Source organism: Pseudomonas sp. BN411 (genome assembly GCF_029871235.1).
Taxonomy (GTDB): domain Bacteria; phylum Pseudomonadota; class Gammaproteobacteria; order Pseudomonadales; family Pseudomonadaceae; genus Metapseudomonas.
The window spans coordinates 38840-56094 of the sequence record NZ_SSOM01000027.1; the positions used below are offsets into that span (position 1 = coordinate 38840).

Consider the following 17255-nt stretch of genomic DNA (forward strand, 5'->3'; position numbering starts at 1 on the left):
AGCCATCCCTCAGCCTCCACGTCCCGTTCCGCCGGCAGCCTCTTCTGCAAAGGCGGGGACAGTGCACCGTCGCGAGCACGTCGCGACCAGGCAATGCCCCAAATTCCTTTCAGCCACCTCTTGCATGGACACCACCGGTACGCCCGGAGGATGACTTATCGATATGGAACTTTCAGTGTCCCACGCTCAATCCCGCTTCAGCCGCGCCAGCGCGGAGCTGCGCGCACTGCTCAAGCTGGCGATGCCCATCATGGTCGCCCAGCTCTCCAACACCGCCATGGGATTCGTCGACGCCGTGATGGCCGGCCGCGTGAGCCCGCGCGACCTGGCCGCCGTAGCGCTCGGCAACTCCATCTGGATTCCGGTATTCCTGCTGATGACCGGCACCCTGCTGGCCACCACCGCCAAGGTGGCCGAGCGCTTCGGCGGCAACCGTCAGGAAGAGATCGGCCCGCTGGTTCGCCAGGCCCTGTGGCTCGCCCTGGTCGTGGGCCTGGCCGGCGCGCTGGTACTGCTCAATGCACGACCGGTTTTGCAGCTGATGGGCGTCGACCCGGAACTCATCGATCCGGCCATGGGCTACCTGCAGGGCATCGCCTTCGGCTTCCCCGCCGTGGCTCTCTACTATGTGCTTCGCTGCTTCAGTGATGGCCTGGGCCGCACCCGGCCGAGCATGGTGCTGGGCATCTGCGGCCTGCTGCTGAACATTCCGCTGAACTACATCCTGATCTACGGCCACCTGGGCATGCCCGCCATGGGCGGCGTCGGCTGCGGCTGGGCCAGTGGCACTGTGATGTGGTTCATGCTGCTGGGCATGCTGAGTTGGGTGTCCCGTGCTCCGGCCTACAAGCAGAGCCGGTTGTTCGAACGCTTCGACAAGCCGCAACTGCCGGTGATCAAGCGTTTGCTCTCGGTGGGCGGCCCCATTGGCATCGCGGTGTTTGCCGAGTCGAGCATCTTCGCGGTGATCGCCCTGCTGATCGGCGGCCTCGGTGCCACGGTGGTCGCTGGTCACCAGATCGCCCTGAACTTCAGTGCGCTGGTGTTCATGATCCCCTACGCCCTGGCGATGGCCGTCACCGTGCGCGTTGGTCAGGCCCTCGGACGTAGCGAGCCCCGCGCGGCGCGCTTCGCGGCCGGCGTCGGCATTGGCGTGGCACTGGCCTATGCCTGCCTGTCCGCCAGCCTGATGCTGCTGTGCCGTGAGCTGATCGCGAAGATGTATTCGCCAGATCCTGCGGTGATTGCCGTGGCAGCCATGCTGATCGTCTATTCGGCGCTGTTCCAGTTCTCCGACGCCATCCAGGTCGCCGCCGCCGGCGCCCTGCGTGGCTACCAGGACACCCGCGCGACCATGATCATCACGCTATTCGCCTACTGGGGCATCGGCCTGCCGGTGGGCTACGCCCTGGGCCTCTCCAACTGGCTGGGCGAACCGAGCGGACCCAAGGGGCTCTGGCAGGGCCTGGTGGTGGGTCTGACCTGCGCCGCGGTGCTGCTCAGCGTGCGCCTGACGCGCAGCGCACGGGCGAGGATCAGGATGTAACGGAAAAGGGCCGCTGGATGCGGCCCTTTTTATTGGCGAAGTCTGCGCTTCATTCGTCTGCGTGGGCGGGCACTGCCGCCAGGGATTCCCAATAGGCAGAAGAAAGGAACTCACGGCCGGCCAACAGGTGCTCCAGGTAGCTACGGGTGGGCCACAGGCCCTCCTCGCGCATAGCCGGATTGGCGACATAGACCCAGGCCGGCTGAACGCCCTGCGCGGTCATCACCGGCATGCGCTCCCGGCTATAGAAGATAGGCGTGCCCTCGAAGGGGTCCATCTTCCTGATCTCGTCTTCATGGGCCAGGCGATACAGCACGCCTTCCACCACACCGTCCCGCTGGTAGCGGATGTTGGCGTATGAGCGGCCGGGACGGTCGTGAGCACGCTTGTCGAAGCACAGGGCGTAACCCTCCAGGCGCCCGGCGAGGGCTTCGCTGAAAGCCAGGCCACGATGGCGCATCCGCGCCGGATTCATGTTCGAACCGTAGGCGAAGTAGAAGGGCATCAGTCGGACTTCTTGCGAATCCAGTAGAAGTAGGTACCGGCCTCTTCCGACTGGTCCAGCAGTTCATGGCCGAGGAAGACGCAGAACTTGGGGATGTCGCGGCGCGTGGAGGGGTCGGTGGCGATCACCTTGAGCAGGCCGCCGGCCGGCAGGTCGCGCACCTTGTTGTGGAGCATCATCACCGGTTCGGGGCAATTCAGGCCGGTGGCGTCGAGGATGGCATCAGGCTGTTGGGACATGGGGCACTCCGAAAACTGCCGGCTATTGTGGCGCAAAGCCGGGTAGACGCACAGTCTTGTCGCCCTTGCTGCGACGTCTGGCCACAATGCCGCACAACCTTGGATGGGCTCTTTCCCGCCGTCCGCTCGGGCAAGCTGAGGCGGTCATTCCTGCCAGCGGTCCTCCGATGCGCCTCGTCAGCCTGTTACTCGCCCTCCTCTTGCTCAACGGCTGTGCCGCCCGCGAACAGCTGCCCGACTTCAGCACCCTCGCCGATCGCGAGCTGCCTGCTACCCATTTCGAAACCGTCATTACCGCTCGTGACGGCACGCGGCTTTCCGCCACCGTCTTCCAACCCGCCCTCAAACAAGGGGAGCAGGCTCCTGTCGTGGTCCACACCCACGGCTGGGGAGGTTGGCGGGTGACCGGCCCGAACGGCTTCTACGGCCAGCAGATGATGTCCGGGCGTGCCGCGCTCAAGGCCTGGCGTGCCGGTTTCTGGGTAATCAGCTACGACCAGCGGGGCTGGGGTGGCAGCGACGGCGATATCGAAATGATGGACCCGCGCTACGAAGTGCAGGACGCCCTGGCGGTGATCGATTGGGCCGGCGACCACCTGCCCCGTCTGACCATGGACGGCCCTGGCGATCCGCGCGTCGGCATGCTCGGCGAGAGCTACGGCGGCGCCGTGCAGTTGCTGGCCTCGGCCGAAGACCCGCGCATTGATGCCATCGTGCCCATTGCCACCTGGTATGACCTGTCCGAGGCCCTGGCACCGGGCGGGCGCATGAAAGTGGGCTGGACCGGCGTGTTGCTGGGCTTGGGGCTCGCCACCGGCTATGACCTGGGCAAGTTCACCCAGGCGCCCTACCTGAAGAGCGCGGGCGGCGAGATGACGCCGGAAGTACAGACCGAACTCAAGGCCCACAGCCTCGCCAGCTACTGCCAGCGCGGGCAGCGGCCACATGCCGACGCCCTGCTGATCCAGGGCCTGCGCGACACCCTGTTCCCCCTCGACCAGGGCCTGGCCATCCGCGATTGCCTCGATCAGGGCGATGCCGACGTCCGCCTGCTGGGCATGCAGGGTGGGCACATCCTGCCGCCGCCGCTGCAGCGTTGGAGCGGCCTGCCGCCCTTCAACAACGAGCCGGTGCTGCATTGCGGCGACCGTGCCATCAACCTCTACCAGGCGGTGGTCGCCTGGTATGAAGACAAGCTTCGCGGCCGGCCCGGCGCCGCCGACAGCGTGCCGGACCTCTGCCTCAGCCTCGATCTGGACCACGGCCTGGCACTGCAGCAGCCGCCACAGGACGATGCACCCCAGCCCCTGCCGGAAACCCGCGTCCGCCCGCTCACCAGCGGCTGGCTCAGCCCGTCCAGCTTCATCCCCCTGCGCAAAGTCGAAGCGGCCAGCGGCCTGGTCGGCAGTACGCGCCTTGAGTTGGACCGTGATCAGGATGCGCCACTGCTGTTCGCGTCGCTGGCGGTACGCCGCGCCAATGGTGGCATCGAGGTGCTCAGCGAGCAGAGCACGCCGCTGAACGCTCGCCAGGTGGACCTGGCCACCGCCAGCGCCCTGCTCCAGCCCGGCGATGAACTGGGCCTGCAGGTCAGCGGGTTCAGTGGCCAGTACCTGTTCAACAGCTCCTGGAGTCCACGCTCGACGACACTCAAGGGCCAGATCAGCCTGCCGTCGTTGCTGTCACTGGAGCCACCGCTCGCCAGCCAGTGAAATGCGGCGCAGCATGGGGCTTTCCCGGAGGGCACACCATGCCGGATTCCCCTGTGCAGCGCTGGTGCGTCAAGCGGCTGGATGACAACGGAAACGTGTTCGTCCTGCGGGATCGGCTGACCCGCGATGAAGCCGAACGCCTGATGGCGGAGTACCAGGCGCGGGGGCACAAACAGAGCTATTGGGTGGAGAGGATGTCGCTGTAGGGGCGAATTCATTCGCCAAGGGCAGCGCAGCTGCCCTGTCAGGTCTTGAAGGGCAGACCTACGGCCTGCTTGGCGAATGAATTCGCCCCTACAAGAAAACGATCTGCAGCTCCCGCGATTACAACCTGCGCAGGTGGCAGGTCACTTCCTCACGGTCGTGATAGAGCTGCTTGCAGGCGATGGAAACCTTCAGTCCCCTGGCCTTCAGCCCTGCATCGATACGCGCCAGCAGCTTCTGCACCTCGGCATGGCGCTGCTTCATCGGCAGCTTGAGGTTGACCACCGCTTCCTGACACCAGCCCTCGCCCAGCCAGGTTTCGATCATCGCGGCAGTACGCGCAGGCTTCTCGACGATGTCGCAGACCATCCAGTTCACCGGCCGGCGCGGCTTGAAGGTGAAGCCATCGGCACGCTGGTGCTCGACGAAGCCGGAGTACATCAGGCTCTCGGCCATCGGGCCGTTGTCGACGGCGGTGACCTTGATTTCACGCTGCACCAGCTGCCAGGTCCAGCCGCCCGGCGCGGCGCCCAGGTCCACGGCGGTCATGCCCGGCGCCAGGCGCTTGTCCCAGTCGGCCCGCGGAATGAAGTGGTGCCAGGCCTCCTCCAGCTTGAGGGTGGAACGGCTTGGTGCCTCGCGGGGAAACTTCAGGCGCGGGATGCCCATGGGCCAGAGCGCCGAGTTGTTCGACTCGGCCAGGCCGACGAACGCCTCGCGGCCACTGCGGAAGGTCAGCAGCAAGCGCGGCAGCTTGGGGTCGTCCTTGAGCTTGCCGGCCTTGATCAGGGCGGCGCGCAGGGGCTTTTCGAACTTGCGGCAGAAGGTGGAGAGTTCCTTGCCTTCGTTGGTGTCCAGCACCTCCAGCCAGAGGCTGCCGCACACCGGATAGTCGGCCAGCGCCTCCAGCAGCACGCCAATGCGGTCGGTTTCCGGCAACTCCACGTACTCGCCACGAGCCCACTGGCGCGGGAAGATCAACTGGTTGAAACGCAGCTTGCGCATCATCCGCTCGGCGCCGCCGGGCTCGCTGCAAATGAACTCGGCACAGGCACTGTTCGGCTTGGCCTTGGCATAGCCGGCCACATCGAGGTGGGCAGCAAGGTCGGAAATCTCGGCACAGACCTCCCCCTCGAAACCGGGGCGGCAGTGCAACAGCATGGTGTTCATCGGATGGGCTCCTCCTGGGCGCGCACTATAGTTGCGCGACGCCCGTTTTCACACAGCTTGGAAGGGAATTTCCTACAGCCGGACACCATGAAAAGGGGAACCCGGCGCCACCCTGCCGGTCGGTTGAAATGGCGAGACCTTCCATCCAGAGCTAGCTTTTCAGTTTCCGTACGAGCAGCCGGCCCATGCCGTGTGGGCCTCAAGGAGAAATCCCGATGCCTTCCCTGGATAGCCTGAACTGCCGACGCAGCCTCGAAGTCGCCGGCAACACCTACCACTACTTCAGCCTGCCCGAAGCCGCCAAGCGGCTGGGCGAGATCGACAAACTGCCCATGTCGATGAAAGTGCTGCTGGAGAACCTGCTGCGCTGGGAGGACAACAAAACCGTCAGCGCCGCTGACCTCAAGGCCATGGCTGACTGGCTCGGCCCACGCCGGTCGGATCGCGAAATCCAGTACCGTCCCGCCCGTGTGCTGATGCAGGACTTCACCGGTGTGCCGGCAGTGGTCGACCTGGCCGCCATGCGCGCGGCCGTTGCGGCAGCCGGCGGCGACCCGCAGCGGATCAACCCACTGTCACCGGTGGACCTGGTGATCGACCACTCGGTGATGGTGGATCGCTTCGCCTCCCAATCCGCCTTCGAACAGAACGTCGAAATCGAGATGCAACGCAATGGCGAGCGCTACGCCTTCCTGCGCTGGGGTCAGCGGGCCTTCGACAACTTCAGCGTGGTGCCGCCGGGCACCGGAATCTGCCACCAGGTGAACCTGGAATACCTGGGCCGCACCGTCTGGACCCGTGAGGAAGACGGCCTGACCTACGCCTTCCCCGACACCCTGGTGGGCACCGATTCCCACACCACCATGATCAACGGCCTCGGCGTACTTGGCTGGGGCGTGGGCGGTATCGAAGCGGAGGCCGCCATGCTCGGCCAGCCAGTGTCGATGCTGATTCCCGAGGTCATCGGCTTCAAGCTCACCGGCAAGCTGCGCGAAGGCATTACCGCCACCGACCTGGTGCTAACCGTCACCCAGATGCTGCGCAAGAAAGGCGTGGTGGGGAAATTTGTCGAGTTCTACGGCGACGGCCTGGCTGACCTGCCGCTGGCCGACCGCGCCACCATTGCCAATATGGCCCCGGAATACGGTGCTACTTGCGGCTTCTTCCCGGTAGACGACATCACCCTGGGCTACCTGCGCCTTTCCGGCCGCCCGGACGAGACCGTGCAACTGGTGGAGGCCTACAGCAAGGTCCAGGGCCTGTGGCGCGAGCCCGGCCATGAGCCGGTGTTCACCGACACCCTGTCCCTGGACCTCGGCAGCGTCGAAGCCAGCCTGGCCGGCCCCCGCCGCCCACAGGACCGCGTGCCGCTGCCCCAGGTGCCCAAGGCCTTCGACGACTTGCTGGGCCTGCAGCTCAAATCCGCTGGCGCGACAGGCGCTGGCAGTGCCGCAGTGAAGCTGGACGACGGCGCGAGCTTCGACCTCGATGAAGGGGCCGTGGTCATTGCCGCCATCACCTCCTGCACCAATACCTCCAACCCCAGCGTGATGATGGCCGCCGGCCTGCTGGCGAAAAAAGCGGTGGAAAAGGGCCTGACCCGCAAGCCCTGGGTGAAGTCCTCCCTCGCGCCCGGCTCCAAGGTGGTGACCGAGTACTTCCGTGCGGCAGGACTGACGCCCTATCTGGACCAGCTCGGCTTCAACCTCGTGGGCTACGGCTGCACCACCTGCATCGGCAATTCCGGCCCCCTGCTCGACCCCATCGAGAAAGCCATCCAGCAAACGGACCTGACGGTGGCCTCGGTGCTCTCCGGCAACCGCAATTTCGAAGGCCGGGTGCATCCGCTGGTCAAAGCCAACTGGCTGGCATCCCCGCCCCTGGTGGTGGCCTACGCCCTGGCCGGCAGCGTGCGCCTGGACCTCGGCAGCCAGCCCCTGGGCCAGGGCAAGGATGGCCAGCCGGTCTACCTCAAGGACATCTGGCCGAGCCAGCAGGAAATCGCAGCGGCCATCCAGAAGGTGGACACCGCGATGTTCCGCAAGGAATACGCCGAAGTCTTCGCTGGCGACGAGAAATGGCGCGCGATCAAGGTGCCCGAATCGGACACCTATGAGTGGCAGGCGGACTCCACCTATATCCAGCATCCGCCCTTCTTCGCCGACATCACCGGCGCACCGCCCAAGGTCGAGGACGTTCGCCAGGCACGCATCCTGGCCCTGCTGGGCGATTCGGTGACCACCGACCACATCTCCCCGGCCGGCAACATCAAGGCCGACAGCCCCGCCGGACGCTACCTGCGCGAACACGGCGTGGCCCCGGCGGACTTCAACTCCTATGGCTCGCGGCGGGGCAACCATGAAGTGATGATGCGCGGCACCTTCGCCAACATCCGCATCCGCAACGAGATGCTCGGCGGCGAGGAAGGCGGCAACACGCTGCATGTTCCCAGCAGTGAGAAGCTGGCCATCTACGACGCCGCCATGCGCTACCAGGCCGAGGGCACCCCGCTGGTGGTGATCGCCGGCAAGGAATACGGCACCGGCTCGTCCCGCGACTGGGCAGCCAAGGGCACCAACCTGCTGGGGGTCAAGGCGGTGATCGCCGAAAGTTTCGAGCGCATCCACCGTTCCAACCTGGTCGGCATGGGCGTGTTGCCGCTGCAGTTCAAGGACGGCGAAGACCGCAAGAGCCTCAACCTGACCGGCCGGGAAACCCTGGGCATCCTCGGCCTGGATGGCGCCAGCCTGCGTCCGCAGATGACCCTGCACCTGGAAATCACCCGCGAGGACGGCTCGAAGGACAAGGCCGAGCTGCTGTGTCGAATCGACACCCAGAACGAGGTCGAGTACTTCAAGGCCGGCGGCATCCTCCACTACGTGCTACGGCAGTTGCTGGCCGGCTAAAGCACACCCGGCGCGCGCCGTGCCTGCAATGCCCCGGGGTGTATCGATACTCGGGGCGCTGCAGTCCCTCGCCGATGCCCGTCACGCCACCGGCCCGGCCCGGCCGGTAATCGAACCACTCCACTGCGGGCCATCGAACGGACAAGGCTGAAATCCGAGTACACTGGCGCCCCCAAAAAAAGGCTCAACCTTGGCGCCTGGATGCCGATAGATGCTGTAAGCCTTGCGGATGGATACCAATGAGAAACAACCAACCTGTCACCCAGCGGGAGCGTAGCTTCCCCGCCGAGCAACGCCTGATCTCTACCACGGACAGCAAAGGCGTCATCACCTACGCCAACGAAGCCTTCATCGACATCAGCGGCTACAGCCGCGACGAGCTGGTTCGTTCGCCCCACAATCTGGTCCGCCACCCTGACGTACCACCCGCCGTGTTCGCCCACATGTGGTCGACCCTGAAGAAGGGCCGTCCGTGGATGGGTGTGGTGAAAAACCGCAGCAAGAACGGCGACCATTACTGGGTGAATGCCTACGTCACGCCCATCTTCGAAGGCAGCCAGGTCACCGGCTACGAGTCGGTGCGCGTCAAGCCGACCGCCGAGCAGATCCGCCGCGCCGAAGCCCTCTACCAGCGCATCAATACCGGCAAGGCTGCCATCCCCAGCCGCGACAAGTGGCTGCCGGTGGTGCAGGACTGGCTGCCGTTCATTCTCATCAGCCAGATCGGTTTCCTCATCGGTGCCTGGCTGAACTCCCACTGGGGCTTCCTCCTTGCCGCCGTGCTTTCCGTGCCGCTCGGACTGACCGGCCTGGCCTGGCAGAACCGCGGCATCAAGCGCCTGCTGCGACTGGCCGAGCAGACCACCTCCGATCCGCTTATCGCGCAGATGTACACCGACAGCCGTGGTGTGCAGGCACGCCTGGAAATGGCCATGCTCAGCCAGGAAGCGCGGCTGAAGACCTGCCTGACCCGTCTGCAGGACACCGCTGAGCACCTGACCCAGCAGGCCCGTCAGGCCGATGTACTGGCGCATAACAGCTCCGACGGCCTGGAGCGCCAACGCGTGGAAACCGAACAAGTGGCTGCCGCGGTGAACCAGATGGCCGCCACGACCCAGGAAGTGGCCAACAACGTGCAGCGCACTGCCGATGCCACCCAGGAAGCCAACCGCCTGACCAGCCAGGGCCGCAACATCGCCGCCGAAACCCGCGAAGCCATCCAGCGCCTTTCCCAGTCCGTGGGTGAGACCGGCGAAACCGTCACGCGCCTGGCCCAGGACAGCAACGAGATCGGCGGCGTGGTGGATGTCATCAAAGGCATCGCCGACCAGACCAACCTGCTGGCGCTCAACGCCGCGATCGAGGCTGCTCGGGCAGGCGAAATGGGCCGTGGCTTTGCCGTGGTCGCCGACGAAGTGCGCCAGCTCGCCCAGCGCACGGCCGAATCCACCGGGCAGATCCATCAGTTGATCGCCCAACTGCAGAAGACCGCCGAGGAAGCCGTGCACACCATGGAGCATGGTCGTCGCCAGGCGGACGAAGGCGTCGAGCGCGTGCTCCAGGCCGACCAGGCGCTGGTGGGCATCAGCGAGGCGGTGGCCAACATCGCCGACATGGCTGACCAGATCGCCGCCGCAACCGAAGAACAGAGCGCGGTGGCCGAGCAGATCAACCAGAGCATCAGCAGCATCGCCCACCTGGCAGACCAGACGTCTGGCGAAGCCCAGCGCACGGCACTGCTTAGCGAAGAACTGACCCACACCGCTCAGGGGCAATATTCCCTGGTGGACCGGTTCAACCGCTGACTCCACCCATGAAAAAGGGCGCCGAGAGGCGCCCTTTTTCTTTCTGCGTGTGGACCGCTCCGGGGGCCCACAACGACCATTACGCCTCCTGCCCTTCCCGGACCACTTCCGAGCCCTGGCGGAAATACAGCTGGTAGGCCAGCGCCAGCAATGCAAGGAAAGGCACGCCGAACACCAGGGTCATGCGGAAGGCCGGTACGAAGGCGGTGGTCACCAGAATCGCCAGCATCAACCCCAGACCCAACAGGGTCGCCCAGGGGAAGCCCCACATGCGGAAGGACAGTCGCGCACTGCCGCGGCGTTCGTGGTAGCGGCGGAAACGATAGTGGGTGAAGAAGATCATCATCCAGGCGAAGAGCGCGCCGAAGATGGAAATGGCCATCATCAGCATGAAGGACTCTTCGGGGAACGCCAGGTTGACCAGGGTCGCCAGGGCGATACCGGTACAGGACATCGCCAGGGCGTTCAGCGGCACGCCAGCACTGCTCAGCCGGCCCATGGCCTTTGGCGCGTGCCCCGCGCGGGAGAGGCTGAACATCATCCGCGTCGTGGTGTAGAGTTGGCTGTTCATCGCCGAGAGCGCAGCCACCAGGATCACGAAGTTGATCAGGCCCGTGGCACCGGGGATGCCCACCTGCTCCATCACGATGACGAAGGGACTCTGGGCGCCCTTCCCCGACTGGTCCCAGGGCACCATGGCGAGGATCAGCGCCAGGGTGAAGATGTAGAAAACCACCAGCCTCACCATGGTCACGCGGAAGGCATTCTTCACCGCCACCTCCGGTTGCTCCGCCTCGCCGGCCGCCACCGCGATCATCTCGATGCTCAGGTAGCTGAAGATGGCGATGATGACGGCAACCCAGACACCCGACAGACCATGGGGCAGGAAGCCGCCATGTTCGACGTAATGGTGAAATCCGTACTCCGGGTGCTGGCCACCGAACACCAGCCAGGCGCCCAGCAGGATGAAGGCGAGGATGGCGCTGATCTTGATCGCCGAGAACCAGTACTCGAAATGGCCGAACGCCTTCACGCTGATGGCGTTGGTCAGGATCAGCACCGAGGAGAACAGCAGGATCCACACCCAGCCCGCCACCTCGGGGAACCAGTACTTCATATACAGGGCGATGGCGGTGACTTCGGTGCCTACCGCCAGGACGATGGCCGCCCAGTAGGCATAGCGCACCAGGAAGCCGGCCATCGGGCCAACGTAGTACTCGGCGTAGGCGCCGAAAGAGCCGGAGGTGGGATGGGCCACGGTCATTTCCGCCAGGCAGCCCATCAGCAACAACGCGATGAGCGCACCGATGGAATAGCTGATGAGCACGCCCGGCCCGGCGAAGCCGATGGCGAAGCTGCTGCCCATGAAGAGCCCGGTGCCGATGGCGCCACCGATGGCGATCATGCTCATCTGCGCCGAAGTGAGCTGGCGCTTGAGCCCCTGCTCACGAGCCGCGATCGCGGCGAATCCAGTCTTGTTGGTCATGTGTGCCTCGTATGTCTTGTCGTTGTGGCAGGCGTCAGAGCAGTTGCAGCGGGTACTCGACTATCACCCGCACTTCGTTGTTGTCCGCGGTATCGGCACGGGCCACCTCTTCGGTGGAGCGGATACTGGCCTGGCGCAGGCGGAGCGAGAGGTCCTTCGCCGGACCGGACTGCACCACATAGCGCATCTCGATATCGCGCTCCCAGCGCTTGCCATCGTCGCCATAGCGGCCATAAGCGCCGTTCGGGCCGCCCCGGTAATGGCTGTCGTCGATGTGGTCGCCACGGATGTAACGGGTCATGAAGCTGAGGCCGGGCACGCCGAAGGCTGCCAGGTCCAAGTCGTAGCGCAGCTGCCAGGAGCGTTCGTTGGGGGCATTGAAGTCGAGCACCTGCACCGAGTTGGCGAGGAAGATCGAGGTGCCCGGTTGGCGGTCGAAGCCCAGGTAGTCGAATGGCTCGTCGCCATGCACCCGCTGGTAGGCCAGGGTCAATGCGTGGGGGCCCTGGCTGTAGCGTCCGGACAGGGACCAGGTGGTGTTGTCGATCTCACCTGCACGCTGCTGGCCCTGGTCGAGGGTGCGGTAGAGATTCAGGTCGAACGTCAGGGCCCGGCCCTGGTCGAGGTCCAGGCGCTGACTGGCACTGGCGTAGTACTGCCGCCAGATGTCCTCGAAGCGCGAGGCGTAGGCGGAGAGGCTGGTGCCATTGGAGGGCGTCCAGTTGAGCCCTGCGTAATCGACCCGACGCGTTTCCACTTGGGCATAGAGCGCCTTGAGCGCCCCGTCGGAGTTGGTGGAATTGCCGTCATTGCCCGCGGTGAAGTGGCCGGCATCCACCAGCAGATCATCGACCTCCCGACTGTTGAGGGAGATACCGATGGCCATGGGAGTGAACAAACGCGCGTTGCCCGTACCAAACACCGGGTTCATGGGGGCCTGGCTGCCGTACTTCAGCTCGCTGCGTGAGGCGCGAACTTTCACCGCAGCGCCCACTTCCGAGTACTCGTCCTCGGGTTGCCCTTCGGAATCCACTGGAAGCAGGTCGGTGCCGGTGCGAGCGCGGCTGCTGTCGAGCTTCAGACCGAGGTTCGCGTAGGCATCGATGCCGAAACCGACGGTGCCCTGGGTAAAGCCGGAGCTGTAGTCCAGGATCATTCCGTGGGCCCACTCCTCACGGTAGTTCTGCCCACCCGGGTTATTCAGGATGTTGCGATGGAAGTAGAAGTTGCGCTGGGTAAGGACCAGGCGACTGTCGTCGAAAAAGCCACCTTCGGCCTCCCCGGCCATCAGGTGGGGGCTAAAGGCACCGAGCAACAGCAGGCACGCCGACGACGGATTCAGCTTCATGGATTCAACCTATTTTTGTGTTTATGGGGTCGAGGCTGGGCGACATCCCTGGGGATGGCGCCCGGGCAAGGGGCTTGTGGTTCTGGATCAGGTCACTTGTTTGCGGGTCATGAAGCGCTCTTCGCGCCAGACGCCACTGTCGAGCACTTCGCCGAGGACTTCAGCGGCATCCCAGACATCGACGAAGCGGGTGTAGAGCGGCGTGAAACCGAAACGCATGATTCGCGGCTCGCGGTAGTCACCGATTACGCCCCGGTCGATCAGCGCCTGGATGACCGCGTAGCCCTCGGGGTGCTCGAAGCTCACGTGGCTGCCGCGACGGGCATGTTCCAGCGGCGTCACCAGGGTCAGCGGATGCCCTGCACAGCGGGCCTGGACTCGCTCGATGAAGAGATCGGTCAGGGCCAGGGACTTCTGCCTCAGGGCAGCCATATCGGTCTTGGCGAAGCTATCCAGGCCGCACTCGACCAGGGCCAGGGACGTGACGGGCTGGGTCCCGCAAAGGTAGCGGCCGATACCGGGCGCCGGCTCGTAACGGGGCTCCATGCCGAACTGGCGGGCATGCCCCCACCAGCCGGAAAGCGGCTGCCAGACAAGCTCCCTCAGCGCCGGGGAAACCCAGACGAATGCCGGCGAACCGGGGCCGCCGTTCAGGTACTTGTAGGTACAGCCGATGGCGTAGTCGGCACCTGCAGCCTTGAGGTCGACGGGAACCGCGCCGGCAGAGTGGCAGAGGTCCCAGATGGTCAGCGCGCCGCACTCGTGGGCCAGCGCGGTGAGCGCGGCCATGTCGTGCAGGTAGCCGGTCTTGTAGTTCACCTGGGTGATCATCACCACGGCGGTGTCATTGCCGATGGCCGCCGGCAGGTCCTCCGGACGGTCCACGAGGCGCAGGCTGTAACCCTGCTGCAGCATGTCGGCCAGGCCTTCGACCATGTAGATGTCGGTCGGGAAGTTGCTGGTCTCGGTGACGATTACCTTGCGCGACGGATCGCGTCCGGCCTGCACGCGCAGGGCGGCTACCAGCACCTTGAAGAGGTTGATGGACGTGGTATCGGTGATCACCACTTCGTCCTCGCCAGCGCCGATCAGCGGAGCCAGCTTGTTGCCCAGGCGCTCTGGCAGGCCACGCCAGCCGGCGCTGTTCCAACTACCGATCAAATCTTCACCCCACTCCTGCGCCAGCACTTGCCGGGCGCGCTCCAGGGCCGCCACCGGGCGAGCGCCAAGGGAGTTGCCATCCAGGTAGATCACCTCCTCGGGCAGGGCGAAGCCCTCGCGCAACGCGGCCAGCGGATCGCGGGCATCGAGGGCCAGGCAGTCTTCTCTTGTTGTCATGGTCATTTCCTAATTCGAGTGACGACGCAGCACGGCACGAACCGGGCTGGCATCGAGATGGGTGAACTTGAGAGGGAGGGCGATCAGTTCGTAGTCGCCGGGTGGCACCTCATCCAGCAACAAGCCTTCGAGGATGGCCATGCGCTGACGTGCCACCGCGCGGTGGGCGTCGAGGCTCTTGCTGTCCTGCGGGTCCAGGGAGGGCGTGTCAGTGCCCACCAGCATCACGCCGTGATGGGCCATGAGCTCGATGCAGTCGGGGTGGATGGCGGCGAAGTGCTCAGGCCAGGCATCCAGGGGCGACTGGCGCCAGGTGCGGATCAGTACTCGGGGCGGCACCCCGTCAAGGTGCGCTACCAGCTGTTCGGGCCGCACGTACGGCCCGGCATCCAGGCAATGGATGACCCGGCAAGGACCGAGGTAAACCTCGAGATCCACGGCTCCGATGGCCGCACCAGAAGCGTCGTAGTGCAGCGGCGCGTCGGCATGGGCGCCTGTGTGGGGCGACAACGTGATACGCCCGACATTGACCGGGCAGTGTTCGTCTATCCGCCAGCAGCGCTCCTCCTGGAAAGGCGTGTCGCCCGGCCAGGTAGGGGTACTGCTGTCCAGCGGCGGGCTGATGTCCCACAGGACCTTGCCGTCGTGCATGTTCGTTCTCCTCTTCAAGCGAGAAAATCATGCTGCAAGGTCTATCGAATTTTCGTGCTATCTTTGCGCCACTCACACCATTTATTCGCAGATAATTCTGCCAAAACTATTAGTAACAGAAGATTCTTCAATTGAACCTGGACACCACCGACCTGCGCATTCTGCTCTGCCTGCAGCAGAACGGGCGCATCAGCAATCAGGAGCTTGCAGAGAAGGTCGCGCTATCGCCTTCGGCCTGCCTGCGCCGGCTACGCAACCTGGAGGACGAAGGCATCATCCGCGGCTACCGCCCGGTACTGGATGCCGAGCGCCTGGGTGTCGAGCTGGAAGCGCTGGTCCATGTTTCCATGCGTCAAGACGAGGAAGGCTGGCATGAACGCTTCGTCCAGAAGGTACAGGGCTGGCCCGAAGTGATTGCCGCCTACATCGTCACCGGGCACAGCAACTACGTACTGCGGGTCCAGGTGCGCAACCTGAAGCAGTTCTCCGATTTCATCGTGAACCGGCTGAACCGCGCCAATGGCGTCACCGATATCCGCTCCGAGATCATCCTGCAGACCATCAAGGACGGTGGTGGTGTGCTGGACCTGCTCGTAGCCCGCAAGTAGGCAGGACTCAGCCCGCCAGAAATACGGCCACGGCGTCCGCCGCGGCATCCAGGTGCTGTTCATGGCTGAAACCTGATGCCTTGAGCGGTTTCAGGTCGTGGTCCCCCGCCACCAGCCATTGCACGCGAATGGCATCCGACAGGCTGTAACCCACCACCGTCAGGCGGTCCCCCATGGGATCGCGCTCGCCCTGGACGATCAGGGTCGGTGTCTTCAGGTCCGCCAGGTGAGCGACCCGAGGCTTGTCCGCCTTGCCCACGGCGTGGAAGGGATATCCCAGGCAGACCAGCGCATCAGCGCCCAGCTCATCGGCCAGCAGGCTGGCCATGCGCCCGCCCATGGACTTGCCACCGATGGCCAACGGTCCTGTGACCTGCTGTCGCACCAGGGCATGAATCTCCCGCCAGCAGCCCAGCAACTGGGCTTGGGGATTGGGTGGACGGCGACGACCATCCTCCCGACGGGCAGCCATGTAAGGGAACTCGAAACGAGCCACGGCAATGCCACGAGCGGCGAGCCTTTGCGCGATGTCGTCCATGAAGGGGCTATCCATCGGCGCACCCGCACCATGGGCGAGGATGAGGGTGTACGAAACCGGGCCTACAGGCCTACTCCACAGCAGCATTCAGACTTCTCCGTCGATAGTGGGCGATTGATCCAGATCAATAGCCACCAAATGGGCTTTCACCATGCTTGCCGCGCTATCTAAAAACCGTGGACGGAAGCCCATAACATGAGCACAGCAAGCAGTACCGCCTATAACTACAAGGTGGTCCGCCAGTTCGCCATCATGACGGTGGTGTGGGGAATCGTCGGGATGGGGCTCGGCGTTCTCATTGCCGCACAACTGGCCTGGCCGGAACTCAACTTCAACCTTCCCTGGACGAGCTTCGGCCGACTTCGCCCGCTGCACACCAACGCAGTGATCTTCGCCTTCGGCGGATGCGCACTGTTCGCCACCAGCTACTACGCAGTGCAGCGCACCTGCCAGACCCGCCTGATCTCCGACAAGCTCGCGGCCTTCACTTTCTGGGGCTGGCAGCTGGTCATCGTGCTGGCCGCCATCAGCCTGCCCATGGGCTGGACCAGTTCGAAAGAATACGCCGAGCTGGAGTGGCCGATCGACATACTGATCACCATTGTCTGGGTTAGCTACGCCATCGTCTTCTTTGGGACAGTGGCCAAGCGCAAGACCAAGCACATCTATGTGGGCAACTGGTTCTTCGGTGGCTTCATCCTGACCGTTGCGATCCTCCACCTGGTGAACAACCTGGAGATCCCGGTCACCCTGACCAAGTCCTATTCCCTCTACTCCGGCGCCACCGACGCCATGATCCAATGGTGGTACGGCCACAACGCGGTCGGTTTCTTCCTCACCGCCGGCTTCCTCGGGATGATGTACTACTTCGTTCCGAAGCAAGCCGAGCGACCGGTGTATTCCTACCGGCTGTCCATCGTGCACTTCTGGGCGCTGATCACCCTGTACATCTGGGCCGGTCCGCACCACCTGCACTACACCGCTCTGCCGGACTGGGCCCAGTCCCTCGGCATGGCCATGTCCCTGATCCTGCTGGCTCCGAGCTGGGGTGGCATGATCAACGGCATGATGAGCCTGTCCGGCGCCTGGCATAAGCTGCGTTCCGACCCCATCCTGCGCTTCCTGGTGGTTTCCCTGGCCTTCTACGGCATGTCCACCTTCGAAGGCCCGATGATGGCCATCAAGACCGTCAACGCCCT

General features: G+C 64.6%; 15 protein-coding genes. 7 read left to right on the forward strand and 8 right to left on the reverse strand.

All coding sequences use genetic code 11. The annotated features are described in order from the left end of the window. The first annotated feature begins 163 nt into the window (after positions 1-163). The gene (locus E8F06_RS02630) at positions 164-1546 is read left to right on the forward strand and encodes an MATE family efflux transporter (RefSeq protein ID WP_280363913.1); all 1383 of its coding nucleotides are present in this window, start codon (positions 164-166) and stop codon (positions 1544-1546) included. Between the two features lie 49 nt (positions 1547-1595). On the opposite strand, the gene E8F06_RS02635 is transcribed toward E8F06_RS02630, so the two are convergent. Both E8F06_RS02635 and tusA read right to left on the reverse strand, forming a co-directional pair. Further along, complete coding sequence (locus E8F06_RS02635) at positions 1596-2051, reverse strand: gamma-glutamylcyclotransferase (RefSeq protein WP_280363914.1); 456 nt, start codon at positions 2049-2051, stop codon at positions 1596-1598. Next, positions 2051-2290 (reverse strand): sulfurtransferase TusA, encoded by a 240-nt coding sequence (tusA, locus tag E8F06_RS02640; protein WP_077526325.1) that lies wholly within the window; start codon positions 2288-2290, stop codon positions 2051-2053. Before tusA ends, E8F06_RS02635 begins: the two co-directional genes overlap by 1 nt. Positions 2291-2457: 167 nt before the next feature. Between tusA and E8F06_RS02645 the strand changes: the two genes are divergently transcribed. Together E8F06_RS02645 and E8F06_RS02650 are read left to right on the forward strand one after the other, a co-directional pair. Continuing rightward, positions 2458-4002 (forward strand): alpha/beta fold hydrolase, encoded by a 1545-nt coding sequence (locus E8F06_RS02645; RefSeq protein WP_280363917.1) that lies wholly within the window; start codon positions 2458-2460, stop codon positions 4000-4002. A gap of 38 nt (positions 4003-4040) precedes the next feature. Next, positions 4041-4208, forward strand: a complete 168-nt coding sequence (locus E8F06_RS02650; RefSeq protein WP_280363920.1) for a hypothetical protein — start codon at positions 4041-4043, stop codon at positions 4206-4208. A 118-nt stretch (positions 4209-4326) separates the two neighbouring features. On the opposite strand, the gene rlmM is transcribed toward E8F06_RS02650, so the two are convergent. Continuing rightward, positions 4327-5376, reverse strand: a complete 1050-nt coding sequence (gene rlmM / locus E8F06_RS02655) for a 23S rRNA (cytidine(2498)-2'-O)-methyltransferase RlmM (protein ID WP_280363922.1) — start codon at positions 5374-5376, stop codon at positions 4327-4329. A gap of 215 nt (positions 5377-5591) precedes the next feature. Here rlmM and acnA point away from each other — a divergent pair, with 215 nt between their 5' ends. Beyond that, entirely contained in the window at positions 5592-8282 is a 2691-nt protein-coding gene (acnA, locus tag E8F06_RS02660; RefSeq protein WP_280363924.1) for an aconitate hydratase AcnA, read from the forward strand. A 239-nt stretch (positions 8283-8521) separates the two neighbouring features. Continuing rightward, a complete protein-coding gene (locus tag E8F06_RS02665) occupies positions 8522-10087 on the forward strand; it encodes a PAS domain-containing methyl-accepting chemotaxis protein (protein ID WP_280363926.1) in 1566 nt (521 codons plus the stop codon). A gap of 79 nt (positions 10088-10166) precedes the next feature. On the opposite strand, the gene E8F06_RS02670 is transcribed toward E8F06_RS02665, so the two are convergent. From E8F06_RS02670 to kynB, 4 genes are all read right to left on the reverse strand, one after another. Continuing rightward, positions 10167-11573 (reverse strand): amino acid permease, encoded by a 1407-nt coding sequence (locus E8F06_RS02670; RefSeq protein ID WP_280363927.1) that lies wholly within the window; start codon positions 11571-11573, stop codon positions 10167-10169. A gap of 34 nt (positions 11574-11607) precedes the next feature. After that, on the reverse strand, positions 11608-12921 hold the full coding sequence (locus E8F06_RS02675; RefSeq protein WP_280363929.1) for an OprD family porin: 1314 nt from the start codon (positions 12919-12921) through the stop codon (positions 11608-11610). Positions 12922-13008: 87 nt separating this feature from the next. After that, positions 13009-14259 (reverse strand): kynureninase, encoded by a 1251-nt coding sequence (gene kynU / locus E8F06_RS02680; RefSeq protein ID WP_280363931.1) that lies wholly within the window; start codon positions 14257-14259, stop codon positions 13009-13011. Between the two features lie 9 nt (positions 14260-14268). Then, positions 14269-14910 carry an arylformamidase gene (gene kynB / locus E8F06_RS02685; RefSeq protein WP_280363933.1) on the reverse strand — a complete coding sequence of 214 codons (642 nt, stop codon included), beginning with the start codon at positions 14908-14910 and terminating at the stop codon, positions 14269-14271. A gap of 131 nt (positions 14911-15041) precedes the next feature. Between kynB and E8F06_RS02690 the strand changes: the two genes are divergently transcribed. Continuing rightward, on the forward strand, positions 15042-15518 hold the full coding sequence (locus tag E8F06_RS02690) for an Lrp/AsnC family transcriptional regulator (protein ID WP_190829889.1): 477 nt from the start codon (positions 15042-15044) through the stop codon (positions 15516-15518). Between the two features lie 7 nt (positions 15519-15525). On the opposite strand, the gene E8F06_RS02695 is transcribed toward E8F06_RS02690, so the two are convergent. Then, a complete protein-coding gene (locus E8F06_RS02695) occupies positions 15526-16143 on the reverse strand; it encodes an alpha/beta family hydrolase (RefSeq protein ID WP_280363938.1) in 618 nt (205 codons plus the stop codon). Between the two features lie 108 nt (positions 16144-16251). Here E8F06_RS02695 and E8F06_RS02700 point away from each other — a divergent pair. Continuing rightward, positions 16252-17255 (forward strand): cbb3-type cytochrome c oxidase subunit I (locus E8F06_RS02700; protein WP_280363940.1); only part of this gene is annotated, 1004 nt, incomplete at its 3' end.

Excerpts from the sequence above, each read along its gene's own strand:
- E8F06_RS02630 (WP_280363913.1), top strand. The coding sequence starts at position 164 with ATGGAACTTTCAGTGTCCCACGCTCAATCCCGCTTCAGCCGCGCCAGC.
- E8F06_RS02635 (WP_280363914.1), bottom strand. The coding sequence starts at position 2,051 with ATGCCCTTCTACTTCGCCTACGGTTCGAACATGAATCCGGCGCGGATG.
- tusA (WP_077526325.1), bottom strand. The coding sequence starts at position 2,290 with ATGTCCCAACAGCCTGATGCCATCCTCGACGCCACCGGCCTGAATTGC.
- E8F06_RS02645 (WP_280363917.1), top strand. The coding sequence starts at position 2,458 with ATGCGCCTCGTCAGCCTGTTACTCGCCCTCCTCTTGCTCAACGGCTGT.
- E8F06_RS02650 (WP_280363920.1), top strand. The coding sequence starts at position 4,041 with ATGCCGGATTCCCCTGTGCAGCGCTGGTGCGTCAAGCGGCTGGATGAC.
- rlmM (WP_280363922.1), bottom strand. The coding sequence starts at position 5,376 with ATGAACACCATGCTGTTGCACTGCCGCCCCGGTTTCGAGGGGGAGGTC.
- acnA (WP_280363924.1), top strand. The coding sequence starts at position 5,592 with ATGCCTTCCCTGGATAGCCTGAACTGCCGACGCAGCCTCGAAGTCGCC.
- E8F06_RS02665 (WP_280363926.1), top strand. The coding sequence starts at position 8,522 with ATGAGAAACAACCAACCTGTCACCCAGCGGGAGCGTAGCTTCCCCGCC.
- E8F06_RS02670 (WP_280363927.1), bottom strand. The coding sequence starts at position 11,573 with ATGACCAACAAGACTGGATTCGCCGCGATCGCGGCTCGTGAGCAGGGG.
- E8F06_RS02675 (WP_280363929.1), bottom strand. The coding sequence starts at position 12,921 with ATGAAGCTGAATCCGTCGTCGGCGTGCCTGCTGTTGCTCGGTGCCTTT.
- kynU (WP_280363931.1), bottom strand. The coding sequence starts at position 14,259 with ATGACAACAAGAGAAGACTGCCTGGCCCTCGATGCCCGCGATCCGCTG.
- kynB (WP_280363933.1), bottom strand. The coding sequence starts at position 14,910 with ATGCACGACGGCAAGGTCCTGTGGGACATCAGCCCGCCGCTGGACAGC.
- E8F06_RS02695 (WP_280363938.1), bottom strand. The coding sequence starts at position 16,143 with ATGCTGCTGTGGAGTAGGCCTGTAGGCCCGGTTTCGTACACCCTCATC.